The organism is Acinetobacter sp. DSM 11652, from assembly GCF_900109815.1.
Lineage (GTDB): Bacteria > Pseudomonadota > Gammaproteobacteria > Pseudomonadales > Moraxellaceae > Acinetobacter.
In genome coordinates this window covers 130889-144799 of record NZ_FOBK01000003.1, presented here as the reverse complement: position 1 = coordinate 144799, position 13911 = coordinate 130889, and the positions used below count along the sequence as shown (strand labels likewise).

17 protein-coding genes are annotated in these 13911 nt (G+C 38.9%); 6 read left to right on the top strand and 11 right to left on the bottom strand.

What is annotated here, in order from left to right; all coding sequences use genetic code 11:
- Nucleotides 1-2: 2 nt before the first annotated feature.
- Complete coding sequence (locus BMW42_RS04375) at nt 3-911, top strand: response regulator transcription factor (RefSeq protein WP_092766534.1); 909 nt, start codon at nt 3-5, stop codon at nt 909-911.
- A gap of 88 nt (nt 912-999) precedes the next feature.
- Here the strand turns inward: BMW42_RS04375 and BMW42_RS04370 are convergent, their stop codons facing one another.
- The 3 genes from BMW42_RS04370 to alc form a co-directional block, all read right to left on the bottom strand.
- Nucleotides 1000-1707 carry a phospholipase D family protein gene (locus tag BMW42_RS04370; protein WP_092766533.1) on the bottom strand — a complete coding sequence of 236 codons (708 nt, stop codon included), beginning with the start codon at nt 1705-1707 and terminating at the stop codon, nt 1000-1002.
- A 69-nt stretch (nt 1708-1776) separates the two neighbouring features.
- A complete protein-coding gene (locus BMW42_RS04365) occupies nt 1777-2277 on the bottom strand; it encodes an ureidoglycolate lyase (RefSeq protein ID WP_092766532.1) in 501 nt (166 codons plus the stop codon).
- A 93-nt stretch (nt 2278-2370) separates the two neighbouring features.
- Nucleotides 2371-3378 carry an allantoicase gene (gene alc / locus BMW42_RS04360; RefSeq protein WP_092766531.1) on the bottom strand — a complete coding sequence of 336 codons (1008 nt, stop codon included), beginning with the start codon at nt 3376-3378 and terminating at the stop codon, nt 2371-2373.
- A gap of 212 nt (nt 3379-3590) precedes the next feature.
- On the opposite strand from alc, the gene hpxO reads away from it, so the two are divergent.
- Nucleotides 3591-4748 (top strand): FAD-dependent urate hydroxylase HpxO, encoded by a 1158-nt coding sequence (gene hpxO, locus BMW42_RS04355; protein ID WP_092766622.1) that lies wholly within the window; start codon nt 3591-3593, stop codon nt 4746-4748.
- A gap of 32 nt (nt 4749-4780) precedes the next feature.
- On the opposite strand, the gene BMW42_RS04350 is transcribed toward hpxO, so the two are convergent.
- From BMW42_RS04350 to puuE, 6 genes are all read right to left on the bottom strand, one after another.
- Nucleotides 4781-5287: a GNAT family N-acetyltransferase gene (locus BMW42_RS04350; protein ID WP_092766530.1), complete on the bottom strand. Its 507-nt coding sequence runs from the start codon at nt 5285-5287 to the stop codon at nt 4781-4783.
- Nucleotides 5288-5382: 95 nt separating this feature from the next.
- On the bottom strand, nt 5383-6132 hold the full coding sequence (locus BMW42_RS04345) for an outer membrane protein OmpK (RefSeq protein ID WP_092766621.1): 750 nt from the start codon (nt 6130-6132) through the stop codon (nt 5383-5385).
- Between the two features lie 122 nt (nt 6133-6254).
- The gene (locus BMW42_RS04340) at nt 6255-7613 is read right to left on the bottom strand and encodes a nucleobase:cation symporter-2 family protein (protein ID WP_092766529.1); all 1359 of its coding nucleotides are present in this window, start codon (nt 7611-7613) and stop codon (nt 6255-6257) included.
- Between the two features lie 34 nt (nt 7614-7647).
- Nucleotides 7648-7974: a hydroxyisourate hydrolase gene (gene uraH / locus BMW42_RS04335; RefSeq protein WP_035264724.1), complete on the bottom strand. Its 327-nt coding sequence runs from the start codon at nt 7972-7974 to the stop codon at nt 7648-7650.
- A complete protein-coding gene (gene uraD / locus BMW42_RS04330; protein ID WP_035264722.1) occupies nt 7971-8474 on the bottom strand; it encodes a 2-oxo-4-hydroxy-4-carboxy-5-ureidoimidazoline decarboxylase in 504 nt (167 codons plus the stop codon). Before uraD ends, uraH begins: the two co-directional genes overlap by 4 nt.
- Nucleotides 8475-8607: 133 nt before the next feature.
- Nucleotides 8608-9570, bottom strand: coding sequence for an allantoinase PuuE (gene puuE / locus BMW42_RS04325; RefSeq protein ID WP_092766528.1), 963 nt, complete (start codon nt 9568-9570; stop codon nt 8608-8610).
- 241 nt (nt 9571-9811) lie between these two features.
- Here puuE and BMW42_RS04320 point away from each other — a divergent pair, with 241 nt between their 5' ends.
- The 3 genes from BMW42_RS04320 to BMW42_RS04310 all read left to right on the top strand — a co-directional run bounded on the left by BMW42_RS04320 (nt 9812) and on the right by BMW42_RS04310 (nt 11619).
- Nucleotides 9812-10171, top strand: coding sequence for an HPF/RaiA family ribosome-associated protein (locus BMW42_RS04320; protein WP_035264715.1), 360 nt, complete (start codon nt 9812-9814; stop codon nt 10169-10171).
- Between the two features lie 125 nt (nt 10172-10296).
- Nucleotides 10297-10839: an ankyrin repeat domain-containing protein gene (locus BMW42_RS04315; RefSeq protein WP_035264700.1), complete on the top strand. Its 543-nt coding sequence runs from the start codon at nt 10297-10299 to the stop codon at nt 10837-10839.
- Nucleotides 10840-10851: 12 nt separating this feature from the next.
- Nucleotides 10852-11619: a transporter gene (locus tag BMW42_RS04310; protein ID WP_092766527.1), complete on the top strand. Its 768-nt coding sequence runs from the start codon at nt 10852-10854 to the stop codon at nt 11617-11619.
- A gap of 61 nt (nt 11620-11680) precedes the next feature.
- Here BMW42_RS04310 and BMW42_RS04305 read toward each other — a convergent pair whose 3' ends face one another.
- Nucleotides 11681-12595, bottom strand: a complete 915-nt coding sequence (locus tag BMW42_RS04305) for an alpha/beta hydrolase (protein ID WP_035264694.1) — start codon at nt 12593-12595, stop codon at nt 11681-11683.
- 143 nt (nt 12596-12738) lie between these two features.
- On the opposite strand from BMW42_RS04305, the gene BMW42_RS04300 reads away from it, so the two are divergent.
- Nucleotides 12739-13176: a DUF2147 domain-containing protein gene (locus tag BMW42_RS04300; protein WP_035264927.1), complete on the top strand. Its 438-nt coding sequence runs from the start codon at nt 12739-12741 to the stop codon at nt 13174-13176.
- 48 nt (nt 13177-13224) lie between these two features.
- Here BMW42_RS04300 and BMW42_RS04295 read toward each other — a convergent pair whose 3' ends face one another.
- Nucleotides 13225-13575, bottom strand: a complete 351-nt coding sequence (locus tag BMW42_RS04295) for a Spx/MgsR family RNA polymerase-binding regulatory protein (protein ID WP_092766526.1) — start codon at nt 13573-13575, stop codon at nt 13225-13227.
- Between the last annotated feature and the right edge of the window lie 336 nt (nt 13576-13911).

The window sequence follows — 13911 nt, the reverse complement described above, 5'->3', positions numbered from 1 at the left end:
CTATGTTAGAAAGCATTTTAATTGTGGATGATATTCCTGAAAATCTAAGTTTATTACATGAGAGTCTTGATCAAGCCGGCTATCAGGTCTTAGTTGCTACTAATGGTTTTACTGCTATTGAAATTGCGCACCGTTCACAGCCAGATATGATTTTATTGGATGGGAGTATGCCTGAGATTGATGGTTTTGAAACCTGTATACAGCTTAAAGCGAGTCCAATGACTGAGCACATCCCTGTCATATTTATGACGGGTTTGACGGAAACCGAACATATTGTAAAAGGCTTTCAAGTCGGGGGCGTAGATTATGTGACAAAGCCACTGAATATCGATGAAGTACAAGCACGTGTCAAAACGCATTTACTGCAAGCCCGTTTAATGCACCAACAGAAACAAATGCTCGATGCAACAGGCAGTGCAATTTTGTCGATGAATATGGATGGGGAAATTATTTGGCAGACACCTGTAGTGCAGGGTTTATTAACGCAACATGGAATTGATATTACTCATTTTAGAAAGAGTATAAATCATTGGTTAAAAGCACTTTTCCAGCAATCGTATCAAGAAGAAATGCTACATGGTCAATATGGTCATGGGCATCAGCAATTACAATTAAATTTATTGACCAAGCTGAAAGAAGGACAATTACCTAAACATGTTTTGGTTCAGATCAAAGAGCAAACACACATGCCAAGTGTTGAAGAGATCGCTCAAGCTTGTCCGAATTTAACACCACGTGAAGCTGAAGTTATGCATTGGGTAACGCTTGGCAAAACCAACCGAGATATTGCAGAAATTTTGGAGTTGAGTCCACGCACCGTCAATAAACATTTAGAGCACGTTTTTGAGAAGCTGTTTGTGGAAACGAGAACTGCTGCGGTATTACACGTGATGTCAGCTTGTCAAAATTAAACATGGCTTAAAGAAAATCGATATAACTCCTTTAAGCCTAATCAATGCCAAATACTGTTGGAGATTAATTTTTTGATTAACATGATGTTTATATTTCTAAATTTTCATCCCATAAAAAATAAATTCCGAATTGACCTGATCTAAATTCCCCCCCAGCTGCTTTGCCTGCATCCGTTAAAAAATGCTTCTCATTTTCAAGTTTGAGATAACCCTTGGAAACTAATTTTTCTAATAAAACAGGTGTTTTTAAACCAACTTTTGCAGCAAGTTTTGCTGAAGTTAATTTGCTAAATTTGCTACTCTCAGATTCGTTATCAGCTATATGCTCAGGTTCTGTATTATCCGATTTAACTTCATCTAAGGTAATTCGAACTTCTTCACTAATACGGATAATCCGCTGCGCTTCTTCATAAGCTTCTTTAAACACTTCATCATCTTCGTATTTACGGACTAAAATACCCATTTCATTATTATTAACTTGGCTAAACTCATATAGGTTGAGGCTTGAAATAATACATTCACCTTCGTTTAGGTAGCATTTAGCGTGTAAGTTTTTACAAAAACTGAGACGGACGTAATCAAGCTTTTGCAGCCATTTAATTTCTTCAGGGTGTAAATCACTTTTCCCATACACGATTCGAATATCAATTTTTAGACGATCTTTATCTTCTAATAATTCTTTAATTCGATCATTTAGTCGAAGATAAGGACTGATTAGAATCAAGCGCTCCTTTGCATTTTTTATGAGTTCTTCAAGATAAAAGTTAGTAGCACTGGTATTTAGGAACTTCGCCATTATTCCCTCTAGTATATTTTATATTGTACAGTGCGATATTAGCTCAGAATTTATGCATACCAAATAACATTATCGATCAATTATTTTAAAAAAATCAAACTGAAACACATCACAATTAATCCCAGCACCAATCCGATCCACCACCGCAAAATCACTCGGGCTTTCCAATGTTAAAAGTGGATGATGCCAAGTCCCTGCCCGATAGTTTACACCTTGAGAGCCATTGGTTATAAAAGCTTGTAGGTTTGAAATATCGGGCTGATCCGCATTTAAGTTTGGTGCAACCACTACTAAAAACTTTTGTCCCTGCATCGGGATGAAAGCTTGTGATCCATGAGGATGACGTTCAAGCATTGAAATTTTGAACGGAATATTGGTACTTTGAATATTTCGAAAAATACTAATCCCGGCTTTGGCATCGCCAATAATTTCAGTGGTCACTAAAGCATGATAGCGCTCTGTATGCGCATCGTTAATATGAAAATAATCATTTCCTTGGCAAGCAATGACGTCACCAAAAGGTGCAAAATTTTCGGAGGTTAAAGGTTGTAGGGTAATGGTATGCATCATAAAAATTCGCTAAAAAGATACTGCATTTTCAATTTAGAATTGTGTCGAAAATGCAGTCAAAATAAGATCACTTTAAAAGTAACAAATGCTCAACTAAGGATTTACTTTACCCCAGAGGCGTATACGGCTAATCCCTCCATCAGGAATCATATTCACCCGAATATGAGAAATTTTTTCGTGTCCCAATACTTCATTTACAAAGTTATGAATGTGATCCATTTGCATTGGTTGAGCATCTAATAAGAAAGGCCAAAACATACTTTGTGGAGTCAATTGAGGATCCGTTGCATCTTCTATATAAATGGCTTGAATGGACACTTCAGCAGGATAATTTCCTTTAAAGTGGGCTGTATCAATCTCGATCTTTTCAATGTGACCAGCTTGCCCTAAAGCTAAAATACACCAGTCGAAACCGGGTGCACGACGGCGTGCGGTTTCCCAACCATCACCCATATTAATCCCACGTCCTGGATTGATCAGATTACGTGGATGTCCGAAGTGTGCATCACTATAGGCAATAACACGTCCACCATTTTCAAGTGCAAGCAGGTCGAGGGTTTGGCTTTGATCTTGGATTTTAACGCTGACTTCACCATATACGCGGAATCGTGCGATACCCCCATCTGGAAAAATATTTAAACGAAGATGGGTAAAGATCTGATTCATTGAAACTTCAAAGACATGGTGCTGACTTGGTCCCAATATACTATTTGGTAAAATTTGGTGCCATTCAGCATCATCTAAGTTTTCATTTGGTGCATAACACCCTTCTACTGAAGCAGAAGCGGGATAATTACCACTAAAAAAAGTGGTATCAATATCGAGTGCTTTAATTTTACCTGCAACACCTAACTGAACAATCGCCCAATCATAACCACTGTGACGTTTACGACGGGTTTCCCATCCATCCATCCACTTGCCATGATCATCAAATTTACCTTCTACAAAGATAGGCGCATCAAACTGAAGCATACGTTGAGCTTCAGCAAAAAAATCATCAGAACATGTTGTGACTTTTGCACCAATTCGGGCATCTGCAAGGTTAGTAAGTTGCTGTAAAGGAGTAGGGATTTCAAATTCCGGTGCCAATAGTGTTGCCATGTCATCTTCCATTATTGCTTTAAAACTTGATTCTTATCAAAAGAATGCATTCTTAGAATCGTAATGCATTGTTATGTCGCATCTGCTTAAGGGCTTTAAAAAGAATGCACAGCATGTGCCAACCTTGCACTTATGTAGCGCTCTATTGGTGGAAATGGCACGTTTTTCGCTTTAAGCAGTGGGTTAAAGCAAAAAAAATTGTGGAAGTAAAAATGAATATCACCATTATTGGTGCCGGAATGGCAGGATTAACGACCGGAATTGCGCTGAAGAAATTTGGTCATCAAGTTTCAATATATGAACAAACTGAAAAAATTTTACCCGTGGGTGCTGCGATTTCATTGTGGTCAAATGGTGTGAAATGTTTGAACTATCTAGGACTCACGGATCAAGTCGCTCAACTTGGTGGGAAAATGGATCACCTTGCTTATGTCGATGGGCTCACGGGTGATGTCATGACGCAATTTAATTTATATCCGTTGATTGAAGAAGTTGGGCAGCGACCTTATCCAGTTTCTCGCGCTGAATTACAAAATATGTTGATGGATGAGTTTGGGCGTGAAGATATTCATCTTGCAAAAAAAATGATCGGACTTGAGGATCAAGGTGATGACGTCAAAATCCATTTTGCTGACGGAACAGAAATCACCACGGATTTATTGGTCGGCGCGGATGGCACTCATTCGATCACGCGTGCCTATGTTTTAGGTGAGCAAGTTGAGCGTCGTTATGCCGGTTATGTGAATTGGAATGGGTTGGTCGAAATTTCTGAGTCGCTGGCACCTGCTGATCAGTGGACCACCTTTGTGGGAGAAGGGAAGCGAGCTTCTTTAATGCCAGTCGCAGGTAATCGTTTTTATTTCTTCTTTGATGTACCACTTGAATTAGGTTTGGAAAATGATCGTACTCAATATAAAAAATTATTGAAACAATATTTTGACGGTTGGTGTCCGCAAGTACAAACATTGATTGATGCTATTGATGAACAGCGAACCAATCGTGTTGAAATCCATGATATAGAACCATTTGCAGATTTCTATAAAGGGCGAGTGGTGATTGTTGGCGATGCAGCACATAGTACAACACCTGATATTGGGCAGGGCGGTTGCCAAGCGATGGAAGATGCCATTTATTTGGCTCGGGCATTACAGATTAATACACTGGGAATTCAGGATGCGTTAAGACGTTATCAAAACAAACGTAATGAACGCACTGCTGAAATGGTATTGAGAGCGCGTAAACGTTGTGATGTGACGCATATGAAAGACGAATCGATTACTCGTGAATGGTATGAGGACTTAAGAAAAGAACAAGGACCTCATATTATGAAAGGTATTATCAGTAATATTGTTGGAAATCCTTTGGATTAAAAAATTTTAACTAAAAGGGCTAAATGCCCTTTTTAAGTATTTAGATTCAGTTGGAATAAGACGAGATTGCGCCAAGATCCAAATTTTTGTCCGACTTCAGGTAAATAGCCTGTTTGTTTAAATCCAAAGTATTCATGTAATTTGATGGATGCAAAATTTTCATGATCTATAGCAGCGATCATGACATGAATTTTATGTTGGCTTGCGTATTGAATTAAATGTTGGAGTAAAGCTTTGCCTAAACCCAAACGTGTAAAATTGGGATGAATATACACAGAGTGTTCGACAGTTTGTCTAAAACCACTGATCGCTCTAAATGTACTGTATTCAGCATAACCTGCAATTTGTTGGGTGAGTTCGTTTTCAACCACAAAAATAGGGAAATGATCTATTAGATGCTGACGATACCAATTCTGATAATAATAAATGTCTTGATCTTGCTCATTCCATGTTGCAAAACCATTCAGAATTTCATCGTTGTAAATATCTTGGATTTGAGTTAAATCCTGTTCAGTTGCGAAACGAATTTTAAAAGACATTTTTTATTCTAATCGTCAGTATTTATAACTTTATTTTGATTATTGAGCATAAAAAAAGCAAGACACTAGTCTTGCTTTTTTATTATAAATATCAATTAGAAATGATATTTAACCAATGCGCTTACATCGTTTTGGTCTTGACCTTTTTGACCGAATTTATTGTTCCAAACAGAGTGTTCAACACCTACATACAATTTGGTTTTTGGAGAGATATGTTTACCAACATTCCATTTATATTGGCTTGTCCAGTTCAATTCACTCGCATGACCAGGACCTTCATTTGTAGACCAATCAAGGAATGCATCTGCCAAGAATTCTTCATTGCCTAGCTTGAATGGAACAGCGTAAGTGATCGTCATTTGGTAGTCATCTTCAGTCAAGTCATTGTCAACTCGATAGAAGTTAATATTTGCATATTGCGTGTAAGGAATATCTAAAGCAAAGCCTACGCCATACAAGAAGTTATTGAACTCAGTATTGTTGTTATAACCAGCGTTGTGTTCCCAAGTCGTTGCAATCAATACATCTTTGATTGGACCAACGCTTAGTTTTTGGCCAGAAACTTCACTTAAACTTAATCGTGGAGCTAATTCAAGATAAGTTGAATCACCATCTTTTCCGCCCCATTGTTGATCGACGAAAAAGAAAACATCCGAGTACTTAAGCTTTGCAGCATATTCAGCAGTGATGGTATAGCGTTCACCTTCTTGTTGAGAGAAAGGGTTTAGGTAGTTATCACCATAAAGACCAGTTAGGCTGAAATCTTGCCAAACAATTGGACTTGCTTGAGTAAACGCTGCTGTAGAAGCTAATGCGCAAAGTGCTGCGATTTGATTAAGTTTCATAAAAGAATCCCCAGAGAAAGCGGTAACAGAATAACGATTCTTTTGCAAAAATAAAGCCAAAAGTGGATGAAAGGAAAAATTAATGCCCACGTATGCAGGCATTGATACAAAGATGGTTTAAATTAATGATGAGAATCAATTATTTGTTTACTTTTAATACTAATTTTCGGTCCAAATAATTTTAAGTGATTAAATAATATATTGAGGATTATCGCCATTAAGCAGGTTGAGCTAATACCCGAATGGAACAAGGTTTGGACCCATTTTGGGAAGTCGGAATAGAACGAATGGTCAATAATGGGTACCATTCCTGCAGCAATGGAAGTCGCGACAATAATTAAGTTTTTCTGATCGTTATAATCAATTTTTGCCAGTGTACGGATACCACTCGCGGCTACTGTACCAAATAAAACAAGGCCAGCACCCCCAAGTACAGGCACAGGAATCGCTGCAATAAAACGCCCCATCACTGGGAGTAATCCAAGTACGACCAGAATTATCCCGCCAGCAGCGACAACATAGCGACTTTTAATCCCTGTTATTGCAACTAAACCAACGTTTTGCGCAAACGCACTTTGCATAAATGAACCAAAGATCGGTGCTGCTGCACTTGATAACATATCTGCGCGTAGACCATCTGAAATACGTTTTGAATCTACATCGGTACCGATAATTTCACCGACTGCAATAATATCAGCTGTAGTCTCAGTCATAATCACGAGGGTAACAATGATCATGGAAAGTATTGCTGTAAACTCAAAGGTCGGCATACCAAATGCAAAGAAGCTAGGAACCTGTAACCAATGACCTTCCCCAACTTTGCTAAAATCACCAAAGCCAAACATAAATGCTAAGACAGTGCCAAGAATAATTGCCAGTAAAATTGAAAGGCGTCGAATTGTGGCACTGCCAGCCATATTCAATATTATGACAATTGCAAGCGTCGCTAACGCTAAACAAATATTTTCAGCACTTCCCCAATCAGGTGCACTTTTATTGCCGCCCATCATCCAACGCACAGCAACTGGCAGGAGTGATAAGCCTATGATTGTAATTACACAGCCTGTAACAACTGGGGGAAAAAATCGAATAATTTTAGAGAAGTAGGGCGCTAAGAAAAAACCTAAAAGGGATGCCACAATGACGGCACCATAGACTGCCTGTAATCCGCCACCTGTGGTGACAATTGCGACCATTGTGGCTACACCAGCAAAAGAGACACCCTGAACCAAGGGCAATTGTGCGCCAATATGTTTAACGCCTATGGTTTGTAAAATTGTCGCTAAGCCACCGACAAATAAAGCAGCAGCGATGAGTAGCCCAATTTCCATACCTGATAAGCCTACAGCCGTACCCACGATCAGAGGAGGCGCTATAATGCCACCATACATGGTTAAAACATGTTGTAAGCCATAAGCAGCACTTTTACCAGCACCAAGATATTCATGTTCGGGTGATTGTTGTTGTTCGTGTGCAGTCATAATAAATCCCTCTATATTTTAAATTTGCGAGTGCTCAGCTGCCACGATAGGTGGAGTAGGCATAAGGGCTAATGAGCAAGGGAATGTGGTAATGTTGGTGAGCATCGTTTACTGAAAAATGAATGACGGCTTTAGGAAAAAAAGTTGGGATGTTCTGCGCTGAGAAATAAGCTTGTGTCATAAATTCGATGCTGTATTCAGCGACATCAATTTGATCGAGTCCAAAATCTGCTGCTGTCACACGTCCATCAGAATTGGTTTTGGCTATCGCTAATAACTCTCCAGACGCAGAAAAAAGCTTAACTTCAACATTACTTGCAGGACGTCCAAGGTGGGTATCTAAAATATGTGAGCTGATCATGCTTGAATTTCCTGTGAGAGGCGCAGTAAAGCAATTTCTAAAAGTTGGCGATGGACGATTCTTTTTTCAGTCTCAAAATCGTTTAGCAAGCGGTATTCCAATGCAGTCAGAATCTCTTCACTATTCAAACCAGAAGCTTTAATCAGAAAAATAAAACCGAATTTTTTTTCATAGGCCAAGTTGCCTTTATATAACGCATCTAAAACTTCTTGATCATGTGTGATGCGTGCTTGTTCACGCCTTGAAAAAGTTTGTTCTTGTTCTGATAATTCAATTTTTGCTTTTCTTTCGCCAATCCTTGGGTGTGTATTTAGGGCTGCTAAAATTTCATCCCATGTCCATGTAATGGCATGTTGTTCAGCATACTTTAATAGTCCTTCTCGTGTGTCAAAAGGACCGTAATGAATGATTTCCTCGCCCCATCGTGGGATATGAACACATTGCAATAAAAATGCTTTCTGATGTTCAACAGATGTTTGATTAAATTCTGAAAGCAACACAATTCAAACCTATACATTGAAACTTTAGGCTTAAATTGCAATAACAATGCCAACGTAGATTTGGTGGAAAAAGTGACTGAAAAAAGATCAAAAGAGCACCTTATAAAGCACTCTTTTTCTCGTGAATGTGAAATTATGGTGCGAAATGATCGATCCAATGTTGCGCAATATCTCCACGACGACAAATCCAAACATGTTCATGAGATTGAACATAGTCTAAGAACTGTTGTAGTGCCTTGAAGCGTCCTGGGCGTCCTAAAAGACGGCAGTGCATCCCAATAGACATCATTTTTGGTGCAGTTTCCCCTTCGGCATACAAGACATCAAAGGCATCCTTTAGATATTGATAAAACTGTTCACCATGATTGAAGCCACCTGCTGAACTAAACTTCATGTCGTTGGTGTCTAGGGTATAAGGAATAATTAAATGCGGATGCTGCTCCCCATTGGGATGGGTGAGCTGTGTCCAAAAAGGTAAATCATCGCCGTAATAATCACAGTCGTATTTGATTTGAGGAAATTCAGTCAAAAGTTGACGTGTGTTGGGACTATCTCGACCTGTGTACCAACCGATTGGGGCTTGTCCGAATAGCGTTTCAAGTACACTAATGGCTTGATCCATATGCTGCCTTTCGGTCTCAATATCCATATTCTGATAATGCAACCAACGTTGACCATGCGATACCACATCGTAATCCGCAGATTTAATTGCTTCGACCACATCTGGAAGACGTGCCAAAGCCATTCCCACACCAAAAATAGTCATGGGTAATTGACGTTTCTTGAACTCATTGTGAATACGCCAAAAACCGACTCTTGACCCATACTCATACATTGAATCCATTGACATATGCTTAGCATTAAAACTGGCAGCACCAACGATTTCAGATAAAAATTGCTCTGAACCTTGATCACCGTGCTCAATGTGGTTTTCACCACCTTCTTCATAATTTAAGACAAATTGCACTGCGATACGCGCTTGATTAGGCCAATGAGGATGAGGTGGATTCGCCCCATAACCTCTTAAGTCTCTGGAATAAGGTGCATTTTGAATCGAATCAATAAGCGCCTGTCCGCGTAAGTAAGTACTTGTCACAATGAGTAATCCTTTTATTAATTTTTTAAAATACCACTTGCATATTTTTGAGTTAGGCCCGATATTCAAAGTATAAGGACACGGTTCTGCAGACTCAAAAAGTGTTCATCATTCAATGTGGAGGGACGTATTCCAAACAGTAATTGAAGATGTCCGATGCAATTAGATTGCAAGCTACAAACGTGCCAAGATAAAAAGTTTTGCACAAAAATGATTCAGAAGAAGAGTGAGGATGATATTTATGAACATAGAAATCCGTACAGATAAGAATATTCAAAACAGTGAGCGATTAATTGATTATGTACGTGCAGAACTAAATACAGAGTTTCAACGCCATAGTGAAAGAATTACCCATTTTTCGGTTCATTTAAGTGATGAAAATGCCCATAAAGGCGGTGCAGACGATATTCAATGTATGATCGAAGCTCGCCCAGCTGGACTAAAACCAGTTGTGGTCAATCACAGAGGTCATAATATCGACACAGCGATTCATGGTGCGATTGACCGATTAAAGCGTAGTCTTGAACATGTATTCGAGAAAAAAGAGAACCCTCGTGGAGCGCCCATCCAACTGAAAGAAGATGAAGTGGATGTGGAATAGCAAAAAGCCCTTCGGGGCTTTTTTTTTGAATAAAATTTTGAATGAACAGTTTTGATTTATTTAATTGAATAATGATCTGCATTATTAGGCATAATGTCGTTATAGATAAATAGTAGAGAAAGTAAATGCTAACAGCACATCAACAGGTGTTTTTACAGGCCTTAGAAGAATTAGACCTAGCACAGGTACAGCGCCTGTTAGCAGAAGGTTTAGATCCAAACTTTATCGCAGGAGAGAAAGGCCCTGCGGTTTCAGTGTGGTCAGATACTTTATTTCAATGGTGGGAAGAAATTTGTGAAGCGTATGAGCAAGGAAATGCGCTTTCAACAGAAGAAAAACAACAGAAATTACAAGTACATCTTGATATTCTAGATGCACTGATTGCAGCGAAAGCTAATTTCCATTTATGGGATGCAGAGGAATGTTACGGCCCACTTTGGGATGCTGCGAGCGCTGCTTGTGTACCAGCAGTTCAACGCTTACTTGATCACCAAGTTGATCCTAATACCAAAGATGAAGAGGGGAATACTATTCTGAGTTCAATTAGTGATTTATTTTTCGACTGCGATTTTGATACCATTGATTGGTCACAGGCTTTACCGGAAGAACGTGAGACACTCGAGTTATTACGTAGCCGTGGCGCAAAAATGACGAAAGAATTAAATTAATTTGGGTGCCCCATGACAAAATTAAAACAACTGAGCTTGATACTTTGCTCAACCGCGAGTGTAAGTGCGATGGCTGCAGATTTTGCCTTCGATCGACCTGGTACGAGTTTCAGCACAGGCATTACGCCCGTAGGTCAATTGGCATGGGAGCAGGGACTTCCAACTGCACAGTATGTTGAAAGTACTGAAAATGGTTTTAAAAATAAATCATTGCGACTCAATGCTGATGTCCTGTTGCGTACGGGATTGAGTAAGAATACTGAGCTTCAATTGGGTTGGGATGGCCCAGCGTGGGAGCGGACCCGAATCCAAAATCGAACTGATGACCATGATGGTTTAGGTGATGTTTCTGTTGGGATTAAGCATCACGTTGACTTACAAGATGATCAACTGAAAATGGCAATTTTGGCACAAGCTAAAATCGCAACAGGAAATGATCGTTTTACTTATGTTGATGATATTTATACTTTGGGCTCATCTGTTGAGTATCAATATAACGATACTGTAACGACAGGAATAGGAATGTTCTATTCAGCTCAAAATAGTGACTGGTTGGTGACTGCTGTACCTACTATTGGTTATAAAATCGTGGGTAATTTATCGGGCTATTCTGAAGCAGTATTTACCAAGAAAGAAAGCCAAGAGCGAGAGTATGGACTGGCATCTGGTTTAATCTATGCGTTGAATGATCGTGCGCAGTTAGATGCAAGTATCGGTGTAGACCTAAGTGGATCCGATCGAAGTTATCATGGTGGATTTGGTGTCTCATACTTATTCTAAATGAATAAAAAAGGAGTAGCTTACGCTACTCTTTTTTATGTTTACTTCAGTTTTGATTCAATCAGTCTTTATCCAAACGATGGGCAAACTCTGCGATATCGGTCAAAGCTTGCTTTGCTTCATCAAACCAAGCGCTAAACATTTGGAAGTTATGCCACATACCGGTGTATAACTTAAACTCAACATCTACTCCAGCTGCTTTAGCCTTTTCTTCAAATCGCGTAGAGTCGTCTAACAAAATTTCTTTTGAACCCACCTGAACCAATGTCGGTGGCAATCCTTTGAGATCTCCAAAAATTGGGGAAATTTCGGGAATTGAGACATCTACACCTTTAGGAACATAATGATTTATGCCTGCTTCTAAAGCTTCAATTGACAATAAAGCATCATGCTTTTGATTGTAGCGTAGAGATTCACTGGTCAAAGTTAAGTCAAGAAAGGGTGACATTAAAATCAAGCCACTTGGAAGAAGTTTTGGATTTTCTTCTTTTAAACGTAAAGCCAGTGCAAGTGCTAAATTGGCACCACAAGAATCGCCAGATAAAATAATATCTTTCGGTTGAGCACCTTGCTCTACCAATAATTGGTACACATCATAGATTGCTTCTCCGAGATCGGGGAAACGTTGTTCAGGTGAAAGAGGGTAATCGATATGTAGCACTTGCATTTGAGTCCGAAGTGCCATTTCAGTCATCAATGCGCGATGTGTATTTAACGATCCTAAAAAGAATGCGCCACCATGAATGTGAAAAATGAGCTGAGTCGTTTCAGGTTGAGGCAAAATTTCTTCGGCACGAATACCTGCGATTCTTAGTTTTCGAATACTGACATCTTTGGACTGTGGAAAAACACGCGTCATCTGCTCTAAGGCAACACGAAGTACGGTGGGGGGAAGATTAAAGCGACTCGGAAAGCGAAGACTCGTTTTTAAAAAAGACTCTGTTATGTATTGTTTCAAAACCGGATTGATCTTCATTGTTTTTCCATATTAATGAAATTATGTTTATTATCAGCACACAGCATTACAATGGTACACTAAATAGTCACATTCAAAAATTGCTTAAATGTTATCAATTTTTAATAATATTAAAGTCAATTCAGCAAGGGAAACAAAAAACAATGAAAAAAATTGCACTAGCGTTAGGATTACTCGCTTCAGCAGTATTTGCAAATGCTGCAGATCCACTCAATGGTACCGTGTGGAATACGATTGATGAGAAAACTAAAAAAGCTAAAGCTTTTGTAAAATTCACTGAACAGCCAAACGGAACATTGAATGCAACGATTCAGAGTGTTGTCACACCGGGTCAAGAAAATTCATGTACGAACTGTGAAGGTCCCTATCACAAGAAATCTTTAAAAGGTTTAACCATTGTGAAGGGTCTTAAAAATGTAGGTGGAACGAATTACGATGGTGGTTCAATCTTAGACCCACAATCTGGAAAAACTTACAAATTGAAGGGTTCATTGAAAGACGGTGGTCAAAAGCTCGAACTTCGTGGTTTCATCGGCGTATCAGCGCTTGGTCGTAACCAAACTTGGGTACGCGTGAACTAATTTAAGATTCATAAAAAAGCCGAGTAGTTGCTCGGCTTTTTTTATTTCTTATTTCTTTAATGCTTTTATCGCATTCTCATCAAAACCTACTACATAGCCTGATTCAGTAGTGATCACTGGTCTTTTAATAAGGCTCGTATGTGTAGTCAGTGCTTCAATCAAACCCTGTTCAGATGCAAGGGCAATTTGTTGATCTTCCTCAGACAATTTACGCCAAGTCGTTCCCTTTTTATTGAGGACAAGTTCAGCACCAAGATCATTTAGCCATTTTTGTACTGTTTCAGCATCAATACCTTGTTTCTTATAATCGTGGAACTCATAACTAAGCCCCAACTCATTGAGTAAATCGAATGCTTTTTTCATCGAGTTGCAATTTTTAATGCCGTAAACTTTAATCATCTCTAACAGTCTTATTCATTGTGATCAGTCTAGAGCTTAGCAAAATTTACGCAAAAACATAAATGTGATCAGAATATTTTAAATAGGTTTGAAATCTACAGTGTGGCTTCATGGTGGTTATCAATAAAATGGTGGAAAATTTCTTATCTTAAAATTTGTATTGATCTTTTAAATAGAGAAAACCCGCATTAAATCATCCTGATCATGCGGGTCTCAATTCAACGTCCAATGTCTTCATCCTTGGAAAATAAACCGAAATTTATTTTCTTTTCATCCTACGGCTTCCAATCCCTATTGTCATCCTGACATGTCCCTGTGCCGTGCGACAATAATGCA